Annotated in this window: 20 protein-coding genes; 14 read left to right on the forward strand and 6 right to left on the reverse strand. The window is 71.2% G+C overall.

Annotation, left to right across the window (positions count from 1 at the left end):
• Positions 1-56: 56 nt before the first annotated feature.
• Positions 57-596, forward strand: coding sequence for a GNAT family N-acetyltransferase (locus tag ABTX60_RS26320; protein ID WP_352099476.1), 540 nt, complete (start codon positions 57-59; stop codon positions 594-596).
• Here the strand turns inward: ABTX60_RS26320 and ABTX60_RS26325 are convergent.
• A complete protein-coding gene (locus ABTX60_RS26325) occupies positions 593-1,276 on the reverse strand; it encodes a glycerophosphodiester phosphodiesterase (RefSeq protein WP_352099477.1) in 684 nt (227 codons plus the stop codon). The two genes, ABTX60_RS26320 and ABTX60_RS26325, sit on opposite strands and share 4 nt — an antisense overlap.
• 251 nt (positions 1,277-1,527) lie before the next feature.
• On the opposite strand from ABTX60_RS26325, the gene ABTX60_RS26330 reads away from it, so the two are divergent.
• From ABTX60_RS26330 to ABTX60_RS26350, 5 genes are all read left to right on the forward strand, one after another.
• Entirely contained in the window at positions 1,528-2,925 is a 1,398-nt protein-coding gene (locus ABTX60_RS26330; RefSeq protein ID WP_352099478.1) for a DUF6421 family protein, read from the forward strand.
• A 50-nt stretch (positions 2,926-2,975) separates the two neighbouring features.
• Entirely contained in the window at positions 2,976-3,725 is a 750-nt protein-coding gene (locus ABTX60_RS26335) for an SDR family NAD(P)-dependent oxidoreductase (protein ID WP_352099597.1), read from the forward strand.
• A complete protein-coding gene (locus tag ABTX60_RS26340; protein ID WP_352099479.1) occupies positions 3,722-4,792 on the forward strand; it encodes a threonine aldolase family protein in 1,071 nt (356 codons plus the stop codon). Before ABTX60_RS26335 ends, ABTX60_RS26340 begins: the two co-directional genes overlap by 4 nt.
• Before the next feature lie 74 nt (positions 4,793-4,866).
• On the forward strand, positions 4,867-5,436 hold the full coding sequence (locus tag ABTX60_RS26345) for a transglutaminase domain-containing protein (RefSeq protein ID WP_352099480.1): 570 nt from the start codon (positions 4,867-4,869) through the stop codon (positions 5,434-5,436).
• Positions 5,437-5,448: 12 nt separating this feature from the next.
• Entirely contained in the window at positions 5,449-6,150 is a 702-nt protein-coding gene (locus tag ABTX60_RS26350) for a B3/B4 domain-containing protein (protein ID WP_352099481.1), read from the forward strand.
• Between the two features lie 16 nt (positions 6,151-6,166).
• Here ABTX60_RS26350 and ABTX60_RS26355 read toward each other — a convergent pair whose 3' ends face one another.
• Together ABTX60_RS26355 and ABTX60_RS26360 are read right to left on the reverse strand one after the other, a co-directional pair.
• Entirely contained in the window at positions 6,167-6,895 is a 729-nt protein-coding gene (locus tag ABTX60_RS26355; protein WP_351640982.1) for a lysophospholipid acyltransferase family protein, read from the reverse strand.
• Between the two features lie 188 nt (positions 6,896-7,083).
• Complete coding sequence (locus ABTX60_RS26360) at positions 7,084-7,500, reverse strand: DUF4395 domain-containing protein (RefSeq protein ID WP_352099482.1); 417 nt, start codon at positions 7,498-7,500, stop codon at positions 7,084-7,086.
• 78 nt (positions 7,501-7,578) lie between these two features.
• Here ABTX60_RS26360 and ABTX60_RS26365 point away from each other — a divergent pair, with 78 nt between their 5' ends.
• The 4 genes from ABTX60_RS26365 to ABTX60_RS26380 all read left to right on the forward strand — a co-directional run bounded on the left by ABTX60_RS26365 (position 7,579) and on the right by ABTX60_RS26380 (position 10,593).
• Positions 7,579-7,992: a thioredoxin family protein gene (locus ABTX60_RS26365; RefSeq protein WP_352099483.1), complete on the forward strand. Its 414-nt coding sequence runs from the start codon at positions 7,579-7,581 to the stop codon at positions 7,990-7,992.
• 83 nt (positions 7,993-8,075) lie between these two features.
• The gene (locus ABTX60_RS26370) at positions 8,076-8,567 is read left to right on the forward strand and encodes a flavin reductase family protein (RefSeq protein ID WP_352099484.1); all 492 of its coding nucleotides are present in this window, start codon (positions 8,076-8,078) and stop codon (positions 8,565-8,567) included.
• A gap of 222 nt (positions 8,568-8,789) precedes the next feature.
• Positions 8,790-9,578 (forward strand): electron transfer flavoprotein subunit beta/FixA family protein, encoded by a 789-nt coding sequence (locus tag ABTX60_RS26375; protein WP_053668510.1) that lies wholly within the window; start codon positions 8,790-8,792, stop codon positions 9,576-9,578.
• A 52-nt stretch (positions 9,579-9,630) separates the two neighbouring features.
• A complete protein-coding gene (locus ABTX60_RS26380; protein WP_352099485.1) occupies positions 9,631-10,593 on the forward strand; it encodes an electron transfer flavoprotein subunit alpha/FixB family protein in 963 nt (320 codons plus the stop codon).
• 55 nt (positions 10,594-10,648) lie between these two features.
• On the opposite strand, the gene ABTX60_RS26385 is transcribed toward ABTX60_RS26380, so the two are convergent.
• Positions 10,649-11,554, reverse strand: coding sequence for an endonuclease/exonuclease/phosphatase family protein (locus tag ABTX60_RS26385; protein ID WP_352099486.1), 906 nt, complete (start codon positions 11,552-11,554; stop codon positions 10,649-10,651).
• Between the two features lie 193 nt (positions 11,555-11,747).
• Between ABTX60_RS26385 and ABTX60_RS26390 the strand changes: the two genes are divergently transcribed.
• Together ABTX60_RS26390 and ABTX60_RS26395 are read left to right on the forward strand one after the other, a co-directional pair.
• On the forward strand, positions 11,748-13,049 hold the full coding sequence (locus ABTX60_RS26390; protein WP_352099487.1) for a DUF6986 family protein: 1,302 nt from the start codon (positions 11,748-11,750) through the stop codon (positions 13,047-13,049).
• Positions 13,050-13,190: 141 nt separating this feature from the next.
• The gene (locus ABTX60_RS26395) at positions 13,191-15,032 is read left to right on the forward strand and encodes a serine/threonine-protein kinase (RefSeq protein WP_352099488.1); all 1,842 of its coding nucleotides are present in this window, start codon (positions 13,191-13,193) and stop codon (positions 15,030-15,032) included.
• On the opposite strand, the gene ABTX60_RS26400 is transcribed toward ABTX60_RS26395, so the two are convergent.
• Together ABTX60_RS26400 and ABTX60_RS26405 are read right to left on the reverse strand one after the other, a co-directional pair.
• The gene (locus ABTX60_RS26400; RefSeq protein WP_352099489.1) at positions 14,978-15,793 is read right to left on the reverse strand and encodes a hypothetical protein; all 816 of its coding nucleotides are present in this window, start codon (positions 15,791-15,793) and stop codon (positions 14,978-14,980) included. The genes ABTX60_RS26395 and ABTX60_RS26400 overlap by 55 nt on opposite strands.
• Positions 15,794-15,800: 7 nt before the next feature.
• Positions 15,801-16,913 (reverse strand): LacI family DNA-binding transcriptional regulator, encoded by a 1,113-nt coding sequence (locus ABTX60_RS26405; protein ID WP_502992397.1) that lies wholly within the window; start codon positions 16,911-16,913, stop codon positions 15,801-15,803.
• Between the two features lie 146 nt (positions 16,914-17,059).
• Between ABTX60_RS26405 and ABTX60_RS26410 the strand changes: the two genes are divergently transcribed.
• Together ABTX60_RS26410 and ABTX60_RS26415 are read left to right on the forward strand one after the other, a co-directional pair.
• Positions 17,060-18,013 (forward strand): ROK family protein, encoded by a 954-nt coding sequence (locus ABTX60_RS26410; protein ID WP_352099491.1) that lies wholly within the window; start codon positions 17,060-17,062, stop codon positions 18,011-18,013.
• 160 nt (positions 18,014-18,173) lie between these two features.
• Complete coding sequence (locus tag ABTX60_RS26415; RefSeq protein ID WP_352099492.1) at positions 18,174-18,617, forward strand: helix-turn-helix transcriptional regulator; 444 nt, start codon at positions 18,174-18,176, stop codon at positions 18,615-18,617.
• The last annotated feature ends 8 nt before the right edge of the window (positions 18,618-18,625 follow it).

Genomic DNA, 18,625 nt, shown 5'->3' on the forward strand with positions numbered 1-18,625 from the left:
GTGGCGTTACGCTCATCCCTGCCCGAGCCGCGCCAGGAAGACGGAGACGTACGCCCATGGAGACCGCCGCCACCGCACTGACCTTCCGCGACGCCACCGACGCCGACGTGGACGAGCTGGTCGCGCTCATCGAGTCGGCGTACCGGGGCGACGACAGCCGGGCCGGATGGACCACCGAGGCGGACATCCTCGAGGGGCAGCGGACCGACCCGGAGGGGGTGCTGGCGGTCGTCAAGTCGCCCGACAGCCGGCTCCTGACCGTGGAGCGGGACGGCAGGATCGTCGCCTGCTGCCAGCTGGAGCACCGCGGCGGCAGCGCCTACTTCGGGATGTTCGCCGTCAGCCCCCTGCTCCAGGGCGCGGGCCTCGGCAAGCTGATCATCGCGGAGGCGGAGCGACAGGCCCGCGAGGTCTGGGGCGTGAAGGAGATGCAGATGACGGTGATCTCCGTGCGCGACGACCTCATCGCCTGGTACGAGCGGCGCGGCTACCGCCGTACGGGACGGATGACCCCGTTCCCGTACGGCGACGAGCGCTTCGGTCTTCCGCAGCGCGACGACCTGCAGTTCGAGTTGCTGGTCAAGGAGCTCGGCTAGGCCGTGAAACGGCCTGTGCGCTTGATGTCCGGGTGGTCGGTGGTCGCGCCGTCCAGGCCGAAGGCCCGGACCAGCCGTAGCTGGTCCTGGGTGTTCACCACCCAGCCGATGATCCTCAGGTCGGCCTTGCGGGCCCGCTCCACGATCTCCAGGGTCAGCCGGCGGATGTTCAGGCAGACGGTCTCGGCGCCGGCCTCGACGGCGCGGTCCACGATGTCCGTGCCGTAGCGGCTGGCGATCAGGGCGGTCCGCACGCCCGGCACCAGTGGCTTGATCTCGGCGATCGCCTCGTCGTGGAACGAGGACACCTCCACCCGGCCGGCCAGCCCACGCCGGTTCATCACCTCGGCCAGCGCCCGTGCCGCCTGTTTGTCCTTGATCTCCGCCTGGAGCGGTGTGTGGACGGCCTCGAGGACCTCCTCGAATTCGGGGACCCGCTCGCCCCGGCCCGCGTCCAGGGCCCGCAGCTCGGCGAGGGTCTTCTCGGCGATCGGACCGGTGCCGTCGGTCGTGCGGTCCACATCCGTGTCGTGCATGACGACGAGCGCGCCGTCCTTGCTCAGGTGCAGATCGAGTTCGATGGCGTCGAGACCCGCCTCCTGGGCGGCGACGAAGGACCGGAGGGTGTTCTCGGGTTCCACACCCATGACTCCGCGGTGACCGATGGTGAGGAAGTTCAAGACGCGACTCTCTTCCGTCGACAGGCGGCACTGGGGGGCCTGACGGGCCCCCCTGACCGTATCGCCTGGACCCGCCCTGTGCAGAGAGTGAGGGCATGGTTGCGGCACATCCGGGCAGAAGCGTGTCCGACAGGAAAAAGTGCGGTGAAGCACAGGGTCGGGCAGGATAATTTCCCGGGTTCACCCTTGCTGGGAGGAACCTCGTGTGTATACGGTCTGCATACGTGAGATTCTCCCGTGGAAGGTGGGACATGACGGAAATTCTTGTGCAGGTGGGTTCGGAGGAAGCCCTTCCTCCCGTGGCCAGGGTGGTGGACCACCCGGCATGGCCCGTGCTCAAGGATGCCGTGGAGCGGATCCGGCCATGGCAGTCCAAGGACGGGTCGATCGACTTCGCCGCCGAGGGCGCGCCCGACCCGGCCGACGCCGAGCTCGCGGTCCGCCAGGTCGCCGACGCCGTCCTGGAGCTCTCCCCCCTGCTCCCGCACGACGGCGCCTACCACGAGGCCCTGGTCAAGGACCTGACCCGGTGGGCCGACGGCGGATTCGGGGTGCCCGACTTCCTCGACTCGCTGCTGGCCTTCCAGCCCGCCGCGAACCGCGCGGACGGCCTCCAGCACCTCGTCCTCTTCCCGATGTACACGCAGAACGGCAATCCGGACCGCAACCTCGAGGCGGTCGTGCTGCGCATGGTCTGGCCGGACTGGCTGGCCGAGCTGGAGCGCACCCGCTACGACAACCCGCTGTTCTGCGGCATCAAGTTCGAGGACTTCACGGCCGGCTACGACACCAACTCCGCCGTCCTGTTCCCCGAGACCATCGCCGTGCGCGAGGCCCCGGAGCGGTTCACCTGGGGCGGCATCTTCTGCGACCGCGAGGCCGCCCGCTTCCGCCGCGTGACCGAGGCCGCCGTCGACATCCTGGGCCTGGAGCTGCCCGAGGACGTCGCCGCGATGGTCCACGACCAGAAGCGCTGCGAAGAGGCGTTCGTCCTGTGGGACATGGTCCACGACCGCACCCACAGCCACGGCGACCTGCCCTTCGACCCCTTCATGATCAAGCAGCGCCAGCCGTTCTGGATGTACGGCCTCGAGGAGCTGCGCTGCGACCTCACCGCCTTCAAGGAGGCCGTGAAGCTCTCGGCCGACGGCGTCCCGCAGGCCCGTGACGTGCAGGTCGCGGTCCTCTTCGACCGCATGTTCCGCTTCCCGGTCACCGGCGAGCGCGTGCGCAACTACGACGGTCTCGGCGGCCAGCTCCTCTTCGCCTACCTGCACAAGCACGACGTCGTCCGCTGGACCGACAACAAGCTCACCATCGACTGGGAGCGCGCCCCGCAGGTCACCAACCAGCTGTGCGCCGAGATCGAGGACCTGTACCGCGACGGCATCGACCGCCCGAAGCTCGTCCACTGGTTCGCCGGCTACGAGCTGGTCTCGACGTACCTCTCCCCGCACCCGGGCTCCAAGTGGGCCAAGGGACCCGACGCCCTCGACACGACGCAGCCGCCGCGCAAACTCGTCGATGACGTGCTTCCGGACGAGTTTCCGCTGAGCATGTTCTATGAGGCACTGTCCAAGAAGCTGAAGAACGTGATCGCCTCCACCAAGGGCATCACGGCGGACGGCGCCGAGCGGATCGCCGCGTGAGCGGCGGAGTCTTCCGCAAGACCGGGAACACTGCTCAGGAGGCGAAGGCGATGGCGGGGAACGGAGCTCTCAGCGGTGCGGTGATCGCGGTGGCCGGAGCGGGCGGCCCCGCGGGCCGGGCGGCCATCCTGCGACTGGCCGAGGCGGGGGCCACGGTCGCCGCCGCGGACAACGACCCGGAGCGGCTGGCGGAGGCCGTGGACGCGGCTCGGTACGCGTCCGGCGGGGCGACGGTCACCGGCGAACCCGTCGACCTGCTGGACCTCCAGTCCACCCGTGACTGGGCCGCCCACATCGAGAAGGACTTCGGCCGCGTCGACGGCCTCGTCCACCTCGTGGGCGGCTGGCGCGGCAGCGAAACCTTCATCAAGTCGAGTCTCGACGACTGGGACTTCCTCGAACTGCTGCTGATCCGCACCGTGCAGCACACCTCGCTGGCGTTCTACGAGAGCCTGCAGCGCAGCGACCAGGGGCGATACGTCCTGATCAGCGCCGCCGGTGCCTCGAAGCCGACGGCGGGCAACGCCTCCTACGCCGCCGCCAAGGCCGCCGCCGAGGCGTGGACGCTCGCTCTGGCCGACGCCTTCCGCAAGGCCGGGGGCCCCGAGGGCCTGACCTCGGCGGCCACGATCCTGGTGGTCAAGGCGCTGGTCCACGATGCGATGCGCGCCGATCGACCCAACGCGAAGTTCGCGGGCTTCACCGACGTCAAGGACCTGGCCGAGGCCATCACCGAGGTCTGGGAGAAGCCCGCCGCCGAAGTGAACGGAAACCGTCTGTGGCTCACCGAGAAGCCGTGAACCCGCCGAGGACCGACGCCCGCCGTCATCACGACCCAGAGGTCCGCGGTTTCGCCAGCGACAACTACGCCGGGGCCCACCCGGAGGTGCTCGCCGCCCTGGCCCTGGCCAACGGCGGGCACCAGGTCGCATACGGCGAGGACGCCTACACCGAGAACCTCCAGCAGGTGGTCCGCAGCCACTTCGGGCCGACGGCCGAGGCGTTCCCGGTCTTCAACGGCACCGGCGCGAACGTCGTCGCGCTCCAGGCGGTCACCGACCGCTGGGGCGCGGTGATCTGCGCGGAGAGCGCGCACATCAACGTCGACGAGTGCGGGGCCCCGGAGCGGGTCGGCGGCCTGAAGCTGCTGACCGTTCCGACGCCCGACGGCAAGCTCACGCCCGAGCTGATCGACCGGCAGGCGTACGGCTGGGACGACGAGCACCGCGCGATGCCGCAGGTCGTCTCCATCGCGCAGGCCACCGAACTGGGCACGGTCTACACGCCGGAGGAGATACGCGCCCTCTGCGAGCACGCCCACGGTCACGGCATGAAGGTGCACCTGGACGGCTCGCGGCTGGCCAACGCCGCCGCAAGCCTGAACGTCCCGATGCGGACGCTCACCAACGCCGCCGGCGTCGACATCCTCTCCCTGGGCGGCACCAAGAACGGCGCCCTGTTCGGCGAGGCCGTCGTGGTCCTCGACCAGGACGCCGTGAGCCACATGAAGCACCTGCGCAAGCTGTCCATGCAGCTCGCCTCCAAGATGCGGTTCGTCTCGGTGCAGTTGGAGGCCCTGCTCGCCCGGGACCTGTGGCTGCGCAACGCCGGACACGCCAACGAGATGGCCCAGCGCCTCGCCGAGGGCGTGCGGGCCGTGCACGGTGTGGAGATCCTCTACCCGGTGCAGGCCAACGCGGTCTTCGCCCGCCTGCCGCACGACGTGAGCGAGCGCCTCCAGAAGCGGTTCCGCTTCTACTTCTGGGACGAGACGGCGGGCGACGTCCGCTGGATGTGCGCGTTCGACACGACCGAGGACGACGTGGACACGTTCGTGGCGGCGCTCAAGGAGGAGATGGCCCGCTGAGCGAGCATGCATGAATATACGGCAGAGCGTAAATAAATTGACGGAGGAGTGCCTCCTCTCTACGCTCTGCCTGCATGCAGCTCATCCAGCAAACGCCCGACCTCTCCGCCTATCTGGCCGCTGACGAGGTGATCGACCACCACCCGCTCGTCCGCGAGACCGCGGCGAGGCTCGCTGATGGGGTGGACGACTCGTATGGGTATGCGCGGGCGGCCTTCGAGTTCGTGCGCGACACCATTCCGCACTCGCAGGACTCCGGCGATCCCCGCGTCACCTGGCGCGCCTCCGACGTCTTGGAGCAACGCACCGGTATCTGCTACGCCAAGGCCCACGCGCTGGCCGCGCTGCTGCGAGCCGAGGACATCCCCACCGCGCTCTGCTATCAGAAGTTCGACGAGGTGCACGGGCTGGTCGCCGTGCGGTTCAACGGTGCGTGGCACCGGCAGGATCCCCGGGGCAACAAGCCCGGCGTCGACGCACAGTTCTCCCTCGACGGCGAGCGGCTCGCCTTCACGCCCGATCGTGCGTCCAATGAACTGGACTATCCGGTGCTGTATGCTGCACCGCATCCGGTCGTACTGAACGTTCTCACGGCGGCTCGCGACCGGCCGCACCTGTGGCAGACGCTCCCCACCGCACTCTGAGGCAAGGCGACCATGACGCTCACGCTGACCGTGTCCGACGACGTACGCGCTCTCGCGCCCGGCTTCACGCACGTCGCGATCGAGGCGCACGGCCTGGTCAACGGGCCCAGCAGTCCGGCAAGTTCGGAGCTCCTCGATGACGCGGCACGGCGGCTGGCCGTACGACTGGAGGGGCGCGCCCCGCACGAGGACCCGCACATGGCCGCCTGGCGCGAGACCTACACGGCGTTCGGCTCGAAGCCGTCCAGGACCCGCAACTCCGCGGAGGCGCTGGCCAAGCGGGCTCTCTCGGAGGCCGGGCTGCCCCGCGTCAACCTGCTCGTCGACCTCTACAACGCCGTCTCCGTCGCCCATCTGATCCCGGTCGGCGGGGAAGACCTCGACCGCGTCGAGGGCGGCATGCGGCTGATCCGCGCCACAGGGGAGGAGGACTTCGTGACCGTCGCCGGCGGGGAGGAGACCGTCGAGCACCCCGACGCGGGCGAAGTGGTGTGGCGCGACGACGTGGGCGTCACCTGCCGTCGCTGGAACTGGCGTCAGGGCCCGCGCACCCGGCTCACCGAGGGGACGGCATCGGGCGTCTTCCTGCTGGAGAGCCTGGCGCCGATGCCGGTCGCCGAAGTGGCGGCGGCCGCCGCGGAACTCGCCGAGCTGCTGGCGAGGTTCAGCCCGGGTGCCGACATCGCCGTACGCGCTCCGGAGTCCTCCGCCTGAGGGCCGCCGGACGGCTTCAGTGCGCCTCGGCCGCCCGCACCTGCTCCGGCGTCGGGGCCGTGCCGCCGAGGTGGGCCGGCATCCACCAGGTGTCGTCCGGGCCCTTGGGGCGGACGGGGTAGGCGCGCTGGGCGGCCTCGAGGAGCTCCTGGACGCGCTCGCGCAGCTGGCGCGTGATGGCGCCCGCGTACTTGTCGCGGGACGCCTCGATCGCCTCGCCCACCCGGATCGTGATGGGGATGTGGCTGCGCTTGAAGTTGCGCGGGTGGCCCTTGGTCCACAGCCGCTGTGTGCCCCACACCGCCATCGGGATCAGCGGGACGCCGGCCTCCTGCGCCAGGCGCGCGGCGCCCGACTTGAAGCTCTTCAGCGTGAACGACTGCGAGATCGTCGCCTCCGGGAAGACCCCGACGATCTCGCCCGACCGCAGCGAGTCCAGGGCGTGCGCGTAGGCCGCCTCGCCCTGCTTGCGGTCCACCGGGATGTGCTTCATCCCGCGCATCAGCGGGCCGGAGATCTTGTGCCGGAAGACCGACTCCTTCGCCATGAAACGCACCAGACGCTTCTGCGGCAGGGCCGCCAGGCCGTCGAAGACGAAGTCCAGGTAGCTGATGTGATTGCTCACCAGTACGGCGCCGCCCGAGCGCGGGATGTTCTCCGAACCCTGGCAGTCGATCTTGAGGTCCCACACCTTGAACAGCGTGCGGGCGAAACCGACGACGGGACGGTAGACGAGCTCTGCCATGGGCGGTACGGACCCTTCCTGCTCGGCCTGGGAAGGGATTCCCAGTGGAGAAGTTACGCAGCCGTAGGTTTACGGCTTGTCGCAGATCGTGCCCGAAGAACGGCCGGGTAGCCAGTCCTCGTGCCCGTATGCGGCGAGATTCTCGTCACGTCGTCCGCAGCTTCCCACCTCGTGCTTTTGCGTCCCCATTACTCCGCGCGGACCGCCACCCGTCGCACGAGCAGGTACAACTCGCAACCCAGGCAGTACCCGAACGCCGCGTTCAGGAAGGCGGCGGCGAGCGCGGCGCCGGTGGCCGCGAGGCCCAGCCAGCCGGGTCCCAGGGTGTAGCCGACGAGCCCGAGTCCGGCGAAAAGCAGTCCCACCGCCTGGGCGAAGCGCGGCGGTTCGGGCGCCTCGAACTCCGTCGGCGGCCCGAGTCGCGGCCGGACCGCCTTGGCGAACAGCAGGCCGTAAGGGGAGCGGCCGACCCCGCCCGCCGCGCCCAGCAGGAACGCCAGTGTCTGCCAGGCCAGCAGCCAGGCGCTTCCCGTGACCAGCACGACCGCCAGCACGGCGGTCGTGACGGCCGCGCCGAAACGCGGCCCTCTCGCATCGATGTCCATGGGAACCAAGCATTCCGCAGCGTGGCCGCATTACGGGGGCGGGAATCTTTGCGGTCTCGTGAACGCTTGCAGGAGGTGATGACCGGACTGGTGGTGTGCGTGGTGGTGCTCGCGGTGGCGAGCGCCTACGGAGTGCTGCAGCGGCGGCGGAGCGGGAGAGTGCGGGTGCGCGGGCGCGACGACGGCAAGCGGCTCGATGCGGCGGAGCTCGGCGCGGAACTCGGCGAGCGGGCCACGCTCGTGCAGTTCTCCAGCGCGTTCTGCGCGCCCTGCCGGGCGACCCGCAGGGTCCTCGGCGAAGTGGCCGGCGTCGTGCCGGGCGTGACCCACGTCGAGATCGACGCCGAGGCCCACCTCGACCTCGTGCGGCGGCTGGACATCCTCAAAACCCCGACCGTGCTCGTGCTGGACGCCGACGGCCGGGTGGTGCGGCGCGCCACGGGGCAGCCGCGCAAGGCCGACGTGATCGCGGCACTGGGAGAGGCGGTGTGACGGGCGTGACGGCGTCAGTGAGTCATCTCCCGCATCACGGAACGAACTTGACTGCGCGTACCATTTATCGTCAGCCTGACCCCATGCCTGCGGACCTTCTCGCCACGCCCGACCTCCTGCGCTCGGTCTTCCGGCGGCACGCGGCGGGAGTCGCCGTCATCACCGCTCGTGGCGAAGCCGGCCCGGTGGGCTTCACCGCCACCTCCCTGACGTCGGTGTCCGCCGAGCCGCCGCTGTTGTCCTTCGGTGTCGGAACCGGCGCGTCCAGCTGGCCCGCCATCGCGACGGCGGACCACGTCGGTGTCCACATCCTCGGTGAGCACCAGCAGGAGCTGGCCGCCACCTTCTCCCGCAGCGGCGCCGACCGCTTCGCCCCGCCCACCGCCTGGCGGGAGGGGCCCGAGGGGGTTCCCGTCCTCGACGGCGTGCTCGCCTGGCTGGTGGGCCGGATCGTCGCGCGCGTCCCCGCCGGAGACCACCGGCTCGTGATCGCCGAGGTCGTGGACGGCGATCCCTCTGGCACCGGCCGTCCGCTCCTCTACCACCAGGGACGTTTCCAGCGTCTGGGCGACTGAACGCGGGGGTCCCCCCGGGCTGCGTGACCGTCGAGTTCCGGTTACGCTGCGTTGCGAAGGTCACAGTTCAAAGCGCTTGCTTAGCGGGAACGAACTGGGTGTACTGACGAGTAATATTTCGCTCGGGGCGTGGGTTCGCCCCGACCGGGATCGGACGCTAGAGGCGCCTATGCTGCCTGCAAGTAGGCAGCATGGAAATGACGATGCAGTAGGAGAGCCGGCGTGAGCTTGAGGATCGTTGTCACTGTGAAGTACGTGCCCGACGCCACTGGCGACCGGCACTTCGCCGATGACCTGACCGTCGACCGGGACGACGTGGACGGTCTGCTCTCCGAGCTCGACGAGTACGCGGTCGAGCAGGCGCTGCAGATCTCCGAGAACTCCGACGACGACGTGGAGATCACCGTCCTGACGGTGGGCCCCGAGGACGCCAAGGACGCCCTGCGCAAGGCGCTGTCCATGGGCGCGGACAAGGCGATCCACGTCGAGGACGACGACATCCACGGCACCGACGCCATCGGCACCTCCCTGATCCTGGCCAAGGCGATCGAGAAGGCCGGCTACGACCTGGTCGTCTCCGGTATGGCCTCCACCGACGGCACCATGGGCGTCGTGCCCGCGCTGCTCGCCGAGCGTCTGGGCGTCCCGCAGGTCACCCTGCTCTCCGAGGTCTCCGTGGAGGACGGCACGGTCAAGGGCCGCCGCGACGGCGACGCCGCCTCCGAGAACCTGGAGGCCTCCCTCCCGGCGGTCGTGTCGGTGACCGACCAGTCGGGCGAGGCGCGTTACCCCTCCTTCAAGGGCATCATGGCGGCCAAGAAGAAGCCGGTGGAGTCCTGGGACCTGTCCGACCTGGACCTCGAGGCCGAGGAGGTCGGCCTGGAGGGTGCCTACACCACGGTCGACGGCGCGGCCGAGCGCCCGGCCCGCACCGCGGGCACGATCGTCAAGGACGAGGGCGAGGGCGGCAAGCAGCTCGCTGAGTTCCTCGCGGGCCAGAAGTTCATCTGAGCCCTTTCGCTGACCGCCCCTCATCTTTCGCAAGCAGGAGAGAAGAAGTCCCATGGCTGAAGTTCTCGTCTACGTCGACCACGTGGACGGTGCCGTCCGCAAGCCCACCCTGGAACTGCTGACCCTGGCCCGCCGCATCGGCGAGCCGGTCGCCGTCGCGCTGGGCAACGGCGCCGCCGACACCGCCGCCACGCTCGCCGAGCACGGCGCGGTCAAGGTCCTCACCCACGAGGCCGCCGAGTACGCCGACTACCTGGTCGTACCGAAGGTCGACGCCCTCCAGGCCGCCCACGAGGCCGTGTCCCCGGCCGCCGTGCTGGTCCCCTCCTCCGCCGAGGGCAAGGAGATCGCCGCGCGCCTGGCGCTGCGTCTGGGCTCCGGCATCATCACCGACGCCGTCGACCTGGAGGCCGGCGACGAGGGCCCGGTGGCCACGCAGTCCGTGTTCGCCGCGTCCTTCACCACCAAGTCCCGTGTCTCCAAGGGCACCCCGGTCATCACGGTCAAGCCCAACAGCGCGGCCGTCGAGGCCGCCCCGGCCGCCGGCGCGGTCGAGGCCCTGTCCGTGAGCTTTTCCGCCCAGGCCACCGGCACCAAGGTCACCGGCCGTACGCCGCGTGAGTCGACGGGCCGTCCGGAGCTGACCGAGGCCGCGATCGTGGTCTCCGGTGGCCGTGGTGTCAACGGCGCGGAGAACTTCGCGATCATCGAGGCGCTCGCCGACTCCCTCGGTGCCGCTGTCGGTGCCTCGCGTGCCGCGGTGGACGCCGGCTGGTACCCGCACACCAACCAGGTCGGCCAGACCGGCAAGTCGGTCTCGCCGCAGTTGTACATCGCCAACGGCATCTCGGGTGCGATCCAGCACCGCGCCGGTATGCAGACCTCGAAGACGATCGTGGCGATCAACAAGGACGCCGAGGCCCCGATCTTCGACCTCGTCGACTACGGCGTCGTCGGCGACCTCTTCGACGTCGTCCCGGCGCTGACCGAGGAGATCAAGACCCGCAAGGGCTGATCGACCGGCTGTGAGAGGCCCCCGTGACCGCGCGAACGGTCACGGGGGCCTCTTCTCATCCCAGGGTCATCGAGGCCTGCACCGGCAGATGGTCGCTCGGATACGTCCCGTCCATGCTGAAGGTGTTCATCCCGGCCCGGTGCGTGCTCACCCCGGGTGTGGTGAGGATCCAGTCGATGCGCCGCCCGCCGGGCTTGAGCTCCCGGTAGCCGTGGTGCGTCCCGTACGCGGGCCCCCGCGAGGCCGCCGTGTCCCAGGCGTCCACCAGTCCGATGTCCAGCATGAGGTCGTACACCCGGTTGTCGTGAGCGGCCGCGTTGAAGTCGCCGGTGACGACGACCGGTGACGACCGGTCCCACCCGGCGATCGTCTCGCCGATGAGCTCGGTCGAGCGTTCCCGGGCGTACTGGCTGACGCTGTCCAGGTGGGTGTTGAGAACGTAGAACTCCCGGCCGTCGTCGGCGAGGTCGGCGAAACGGACCCAGGTCACCATGCGCAGCCAGTCCGCGCCCCAGGTGTTCGAGGCGATCGTGCGCGGGGTGTCGGACAACCAGAAGTGATCGAACTCGATCGGCTCGAGTCTGCGCGTGTCGTAGAACACCGCCATGAACTCGTCCTTGCTGCCGCCCGCGCGTCCGGTGCCGATCCAGTCGTAGTGCGCGCCGAGATCCTTCTCGATCGCGCGCACCTGCCGGTAGAGCCCTTCCTGGGTGCCGATGACGTGCGGTCGCTCACGGCGCAGCAGTTCTCGCATCACCGGCCGGCGCACGGCCCAGCGCGGTGTCTCGTCGACGACGGTCGCGAAGCGCACGTTGAACGTCATGACGTTCAGGGCGCCCGGGTGCTCGCCGGCGGAAGCGTGGTGTGTGGGACCCGCGGTGGTGAGCAGCGGCCCTGCGACGGCGGCGGCTGCCGCCGCCTTGAGCCCGTGGCGGCGCGTCACGCCGGCCTCGTTCGGCACGTGGTCTCCCTCCCCTTGCACGTCAGGATGAAGCTTGCCTTCTGATTACGGAAGAAGAGGGCCGATCGGCAGTGATCTAGAGGGAGGCATGGGGAATTCCACGTCAGGATGGTGTTGACCAGGGCGAAGGTCGGCCGATAACTTCGTTCTACGGATTGTTGATTCCGCTGTGCGGAAAATGGAGGGTCTCGCAATGGGTCAGGGCCGGCAGGAGAAGGTGGCGACGAGCCTCGCGGGAGCCGTCGGCGAGGAGATCAGCGCCTCCCTCGCGCCGGTCGACGCCGAGCTGGAGCGCCGCTACCCCGGAGACCCCGGCACCCGTCAGCCCGTCCACACCGTCTACGTACCCGGCGATGCCTTCGCCGCCGACACCGTCCGCTCCTGGGGCGACCGGGCCCTCCTCGCACTCGACGAACACGCCCCGGACGCCGCGTCCTTCGCCGCCGTCCTCGGCCTCTCCGAGGAACTCGCCGAGCCCGTCCACGCGCGCGTGCGGGCCAAGCTGGAGCGCGAGCCGATCGAGGACCTGCGCGTCGACTTCGAGGACGGCTACGGCAACCGCCCCGACGCCGAGGAGGACGAGGCCGCCGCCCGCGCCGCCCGGCTGATCGCCGAGGCCTACGAGGACGGCACCGCAGCCCCGTACATGGGCATCCGCATGAAGTGCATGGAAGCGCCCGTACGCGCCCGGGGCATCCGCACCCTCGACATCTTCCTCACCGGCCTGATGGAGGCCGGTGGCCTGCCCGACGGGTTGGTCCTCACCCTGCCGAAGGTGACGTACGCCGAGCAGGTCACCGCCATGGCGCGCCTGCTGGACGCCTTCGAGAAGGCCCACGGCCTGGAGCCGGGTCGGATCGGTTTCGAGATCCAGATCGAGACAAGCCAGTCCATCCTCGCCGCCGACGGCACCGCCACCGTCGCCCGCATGATCCAGGCAGCCGAGGGCCGCGCCACCGGACTGCACTACGGCACCTTCGACTACAGCGCCTGCCTCGGCGTCTCCGCCGCGCACCAGGCCAGTGACCACCCTGCCGCGGACTACGCCAAGGCCGTCATGCAGGTCGCGGCGGCCGGCACGGGCGTACGGGTCTCCGACGGCTCCACCAACGTCCTGCCCGTCGGCCCCACCGCCAAGGTCCACGCCGCCTGGCGCCTGCACTACGGCCTCACCCGCCGCGCCCTGGCCCGCGCCTACTACCAGGGCTGGGACATGCACCCCGGGCACATCCCCACCCGCTACGCGGCCGTCTTCGCCTTCTACCGCGAGGGCTTCGAGCAGGCCGCCACCCGCCTGTCCCGCTACGCCAACCGCACCGGCGGCGACGTCATGGACGAGCCCGCCACCGCCAAGGCCCTCAGTGGCTACCTGCTGCGCGGCCTGGACTGCGGAGCCCTGGACAACGGTGAGGTCGCGCGCCTGGCCGGTCTGACCCGGGCGGACCTGGAGAGCTTCGCGGCGCCTCGCCGCGGGGATCTGACGGCCTCCGCCTGACCGTGCCGGCCGGCACGTACCGGCCGTGTCACAGCCGTCACCGACGCCTGTCGCCGTCACCGACGGCCCGTAGTCTGTACGCCACGCACTGACGGTGTCGGTCGTCGGCGCATCCGGTGGGGTCACAGGAACGGGGCAGCGGTGTCGACGGGGGAGCACGGGCGGACGGACGGTGCCGGACGGCTGCTGGCGGGGCGCTACCGCGTCACGGCGGCGCTGGGCCGCGGCGGCATGGGTGTCGTATGGAAGGCCGTCGACGAGGTCCTCGGCCGTGAGGTCGCGGTCAAGGAACTGCGCACCTACACCGACGCGGCCGGCCCCGAACTGGCCGCTCTGCAGCTGCGGATGCAACGCGAGGCGCGTGCGGCGGCCCGGGTGCGCCACCCCGGCGTCATCGCCGTGCACGACATCGCCCAGGTCGACGGCCGCCCGGTCATCGTCATGGAACTGGTCGACGGGCCGTCCCTGGACGACGTCCTGCGCGAACGCGGCACGCTGGACCCGGGTGAGGTGGCCGGGATCGGCGCCAAGGTCATGGACGCGCTGGCCGCCGCACACCGCGCGGGCGTCCTGCACCGGGACGTCAAACCGGGCAACATCCTGCTCGACCGCACGGGCCGGGTCGTCCTCACCGACTTCGGCATCGCCACGATGGACGATCCCGGGGACGGTTCGGCCACGCACCTCACCCGCAGCGGCGAACTCGTCGGCTCCCTCGACTACCTGGCCCCCGAGCGTGCCCAGGGTGCCGATCCGGGCCCCGCCTCCGACATCTGGGCCCTGGGCGCCACGCTGTACGCGGCCGTCGAGGGCTCCTCGCCCTTCCGCCGCACGTCGACGTTCTCCACGCTCACCGCGATCGTCTCCGAGCCGCTGCCGGAGCCCCGCCGCGCGGGCCCCCTCGGGCCCGTCCTGCAGCGGCTGCTGGACAAGCGCCCCGAGTCCCGCCCGGAGGCCGACCAGGCCCGCGCACTGCTCCAAGCCGTCGTGGACACCGGCGGCTCGGACACACCGACATCCGCCCTGCGCGGCCCCGCGATCGCGCCCTCGCGCGCGGAGACGGAGCGCAGTGTCCCGTCGGTTCCCCCGGGGTTCGGGCCCCCGCAGCAGGACGCGGCCGGACCCGACGAGGGCGGCGACACCCCGGGGCCGCCGGTGTCCGGGAACCCCGCGCACGCAGGAACCGACACGCAGGCCTCGGGGCCGGGCCACCCCACGACGTCGGGCCCCGGCACCGGCCCTCAGGGTGTCGGCCCGCTCGCAGCCGGCAGCACCGCACCCACCGGCCCGATGAACCCCGGCCGCACCGCCCCCCGCCGTAAGGCGCGCGTCCTGCTGGCCGCCGCGGCCGTCACCGTCGTCCTGGCCGCCGCCGGTACCACGATCGCCCTGCTCGGCGACGACTCCGGCGACAAGGAGACCGGCACGCGGACCGGCGCCGTCGGTGCGGACGGCAGGTCAGCCGAGCCCGGTGGACCGGACGACGGCTCGAACGCCCCGAGGTCCACGGAACAGGGTGACTCCGAGGACAGGGCATCCTCCGGGAAGACCGCTGACCGGAAGGACCCCGAGCCCACCGGCCGGGCGACCACTCCGGCTCCCGGGAAAACGACCGGGGGCGCCACCGCCGGAGGCGGCACCACCCCAGGCGGCGGTTCGGGAGGCGGAGCCACGACCGGCGGCGGCTCGACCACCCCGGCCCCGGCCTGTCACGCCATCGGCGGCGGCAAGTACAACTGCCAGGTCTGGAAGACCGCCGACTCCTACACCGCCGCCGGCGCCAAGGCCGGCATCCTCAAGGCGGGCACCAACTACTTCTACTGCCAGGAGAACCTGGGCCGCCGCGAGACGTCCGGGAAGTGGACCAACGTCTGGTGGGCGAAGACCGACGACGACAGCGGCAACACGGACGTCTGGGTCAGCGACGTCTACATCAAGGGCGGCGACAACGACGGGCCGGTCCCCGGGCTCCCGGTCTGCTGACCCCGCGCCGCGGCGGCCACGTACCGCTCGAGTCCGGAGGCCGTCACCAGCTTCTCCTCGACGAACAGCCGCGTGCCCCGCTCGCACAGCCGCCGGTCTCCCCGCGCCCGCGCGCAGAACTCCTCGGGCACGACGCCGAACAGCTCCCGCAGACGCGGCAGCCCGACGAGGAGCTCGGTCAGCAGCTCCCGCTCACCCGGGTGGGTGCGCGGCGTGCCCGCGCCGTCGTGGAGGACACCGTGCCGGTTGACGTAGGCGTACGCCCCGGGCAGCCGGGTGCCGTCCGCGAGGTCGATCCGGACGTCGGGCGACGGCAGCCAGGCCCGGTCGAAGTTGCCGCCCTGCACCGGCACGCCCTCGCTCGCGTCGATCACCCCGAGCTGCTCGGCGTCGAGCCACAGGACGAACAACTCCCGCACGGTGCCCGGGGCGCCGACCGGCGAGGCGGAGACGTACCCCATGCGGCTCACATGGGCGGAGACACCGGCGTCGACGCCCGTCACCCGCGCCTTCACCATGGGCAGCGGCGCCGCGATCCCGAACTCGGTCATCTTGTGCCGCAACTGCCCGGGACAGCCGTTCGAGCCGATGGCGATGACCGGAGTGCGGTCCGCGTACACCAGCTGCTCCAGCGGCAGGAAGCGGTCCCCGTCGAGCAGCCCGGAATCGGCGGGCCACGCCCCCGGGTACAGGAGGGGGTGCTCGCGCGGCGCCCCGGCCAGGCCGAGTGCCCGCAGCGTGCGATCGGTGGCGTCGTCCATCGGCCGCTCAGTCCGCCGGGGGGATCTCGCCCGAGCCGCGGGTGATCAGCCGGGTCGGCAGCTCGATGCGCTCGGGGGTGACCGGGGTCCCGTCCAGCTGCCGGAAGAGACGTTCCGCCGCGGTGCGGCCGATGTCCGCCGCGTCCTGGGCCACGACCGTGACGCCCGGCTGGAGCAGGTCGGCGAGCTCGATGTCGTCGAAGCCGACCAGGGCGACACGGCGGGCCTGCTCGGCGAGGACACGGATCACGGTCACCGTCACCCGGTTGTTGCCCGCGAAGATCGCCGTGACCGGGTCAGGGCCGGTCAGCATCGCCTCGGCCGCCCTGCGTACCCGCTCGGGGCCGGTGACGCCGAGGGACATCCAGGATTCCGCCACCGGTATGCCCGCGTCCTCCATGGCGGCCCGGTAGCCGCGCAACCGTTCGGCGGCGGTGTGGATCCGGGGCATGTCGCCGATGAAGCCGATCCGGCGGTGGCCGTGCGCGATGAGGTGGGCGACGCCGCCGCGGGCGCCGCCGTAGTTGTCCGACAGGACCACGTCGGCGTCGATGTGCCCGGCCGGGCGGTCCACGAACACCGTGGCGACCCCCGCCTTGAGCTCCGGCTCCAGATACCGGTGGTCGTCCCCGGCCGGAATCACCACCAGCCCGTCCACCCGCCGCGCGCACAGGGCCAGCACCAGCTCCTGTTCCCGCTCGGGGTCCTCCGCGCTGGAGCCGTTGATCAGCAGGGCACCGTGCGCGCGGGCCACCTCCTCGACCGACCGGCTCAGCGGCCCGTAGAACGGGTCCGCGAGGTCCTCCAGCACGAGGCCGATGCTCGCCGTGCGGCCCTTGCGCAGCACCCGGGCGCTGTCGTTGCGGCGGAAGCCGAGGGCGTCGATCGCCTCCTGGACCCGTTGCTCCGTCTCCGGAGTGACCCCCGGCTCCCCGTTCACGACACGGGAGACCGTCTTGAGGCCGACTCCGGCGCGTGCGGCTACGTCCTTCATGGTCGGCCGGGTGCCGTAGCGCGCTGCGGATCGGAGGGGGCTCTGGGGCACGGTGCGGTGTCCTGTCCTGTCGTCCACGGGGGATGCGTCGATCCTCTGTTTGTATGAGGATGTGGCGTCGAGCATAGAGCCTGGACAACGTTGTCAGGCTCGGGGGACACTGTCCACCGCACTCTCCGGCCCGCGCACCGCCGTGGGACGGGCCTACTGCTTGCCCTGCTTGATGGCCTTTACCGGCGTTTTCTCATGCCCGACGGGGAGATCCGACACTGATGCACACCGACCTCGTGGCCGCGCTCGACATCGGCGGCACCAAGATCGCCGGCGCTCTGGTGGACGGTGACGGCCGGATCCTGGTCCGCGCCCAGCGGCCGACGCCCGCCCGGGAGGACGGCGACATCGTGATGCGTGCCGTGACGGAGGTGCTCGGCGAGCTCGCCGCGTCGCCGCTGTGGGAGCGTGCCTCGGCCGTGGGCATCGGCAGTGCCGGGCCCGTGGACGCCTCCGCGGGCACGGTGAGCCCGGTGAACGTGCCCGGCTGGCGCGACTACCCGCTCGTCGCCCGTGTCCGGGCCGCCGCCGGTGACCTGCCCGTCGAGCTGATCGGCGACGGTGTGGCGATCACCGCGGCAGAACACTGGCAGGGCGCCGCCCGGGGCCATGACAACGCGCTGTGCATGGTCGTCTCCACCGGCGTCGGCGGCGGCCTGGTGCTCGGCGGCCGGCTGCACCCCGGGCCCACCGGCAACGCGGGCCACATCGGCCACATCAGCGTCGATCTCGACGGCGATCTGTGCCCGTGCGGCTCGCACGGCTGTGTGGAACGCATCGCGAGCGGCCCCAACATCGCCCGGCGCGCTCTGGAGAACGGCTGGCGGCCCGGCCCGGACGGGGACACCTCCGCCGCCGCGGTGGCCGCCGCCGCCCGCTCGGGCGACCCGGTCGCCGTCGCCTCCTTCGAGCGTGCCGCCCAGGCCCTGGCTGCCGGGATCGCCGCCACGGCGACTCTCGTGGAGATCGACATCGCCGTGATCGGCGGGGGAGTGGGCAAGGCGGGCGGCGTCCTGTTCGACCCCCTGCGCAAGGCCCTGGGCTCCTACGCGACGCTGTCCTTCGTCCGCCACCTGACCGTGGCACCGGCGCAGATGGGCACCGACGCGGGGCTGGTGGGCGCGGCGGCGGCAGCACTGGCGAAGCGGACGGACACGGCGGCGGCCGGGGTGTGAGACCGGACCGATCCGGCAGGAACGTTCATCCTGCGGTGGCGTGATGCGGGCCGGTGCGGGATCGGCGGGACGGTCACCCCGGTCGGGGCGATACGGACCGGTCCGGTCCGTTTAGCCGGAATTCGGCCGCACGTGCGTGCGATGTGGCACGATCGCGCTTGTGAGCAGCAGACCCGCCTCGGCGCAGCATCTGCGCGACCTCGCCCGACTGCGGCGCGTCAAGGACCGCATCGACCGGGAGTACGCCAAACCCCTGGACGTCGAGGCGCTCGCGCGGGGCGTGCACATGTCGGCCGGGCACCTCAGCCGCGCGTTCCGGCAGGCGTACGGCGAGTCGCCGTACAGCTATCTCATGACGCGGCGCATCGAGCGTGCGATGGCGCTGCTGCGCCGAGGGGACCTCAGCGTCACCGAGGTGTGCTTCGAGGTCGGCTGCGCGTCGCTGGGCACCTTCAGCACCCGTTTCACCGAGCTGGTGGGCATGCCGCCCAGTGCCTACCGGCGCGAGGCGGCGCGCGCGACGTCGGGGATTCCGTCGTGCGTGGCGAAGCAGGTGACCAGACCGATCAGGAATCGAGAAGCGCCCACCCCGGGCCGAAACTAGCGTGATGG

The sequence above is a fragment of the Streptomyces sp. NPDC126510 genome, assembly GCF_040302345.1.
In the GTDB taxonomy this organism is placed as follows: domain Bacteria; phylum Actinomycetota; class Actinomycetes; order Streptomycetales; family Streptomycetaceae; genus Streptomyces.

Bases quoted from the DNA above. Each gene is read 5' to 3' on its own strand.
- ABTX60_RS26320 (WP_352099476.1), top strand. From the start codon at position 57: ATGGAGACCGCCGCCACCGCACTGACCTTCCGCGACGCCACCGACGCC.
- ABTX60_RS26330 (WP_352099478.1), top strand. From the start codon at position 1,528: ATGACGGAAATTCTTGTGCAGGTGGGTTCGGAGGAAGCCCTTCCTCCC.
- ABTX60_RS26335 (WP_352099597.1), top strand. From the start codon at position 2,976: ATGGCGGGGAACGGAGCTCTCAGCGGTGCGGTGATCGCGGTGGCCGGA.
- ABTX60_RS26345 (WP_352099480.1), top strand. From the start codon at position 4,867: ATGCAGCTCATCCAGCAAACGCCCGACCTCTCCGCCTATCTGGCCGCT.
- ABTX60_RS26350 (WP_352099481.1), top strand. From the start codon at position 5,449: ATGACGCTCACGCTGACCGTGTCCGACGACGTACGCGCTCTCGCGCCC.
- ABTX60_RS26355 (WP_351640982.1), bottom strand. From the start codon at position 6,895: ATGGCAGAGCTCGTCTACCGTCCCGTCGTCGGTTTCGCCCGCACGCTG.
- ABTX60_RS26360 (WP_352099482.1), bottom strand. From the start codon at position 7,500: ATGGACATCGATGCGAGAGGGCCGCGTTTCGGCGCGGCCGTCACGACC.
- ABTX60_RS26365 (WP_352099483.1), top strand. From the start codon at position 7,579: ATGACCGGACTGGTGGTGTGCGTGGTGGTGCTCGCGGTGGCGAGCGCC.
- ABTX60_RS26370 (WP_352099484.1), top strand. From the start codon at position 8,076: ATGCCTGCGGACCTTCTCGCCACGCCCGACCTCCTGCGCTCGGTCTTC.
- ABTX60_RS26380 (WP_352099485.1), top strand. From the start codon at position 9,631: ATGGCTGAAGTTCTCGTCTACGTCGACCACGTGGACGGTGCCGTCCGC.
- ABTX60_RS26390 (WP_352099487.1), top strand. From the start codon at position 11,748: ATGGGTCAGGGCCGGCAGGAGAAGGTGGCGACGAGCCTCGCGGGAGCC.
- ABTX60_RS26400 (WP_352099489.1), bottom strand. From the start codon at position 15,793: ATGGACGACGCCACCGATCGCACGCTGCGGGCACTCGGCCTGGCCGGG.
- ABTX60_RS26405 (WP_502992397.1), bottom strand. From the start codon at position 16,913: ATGCTCGACGCCACATCCTCATACAAACAGAGGATCGACGCATCCCCC.
- ABTX60_RS26410 (WP_352099491.1), top strand. From the start codon at position 17,060: ATGCACACCGACCTCGTGGCCGCGCTCGACATCGGCGGCACCAAGATC.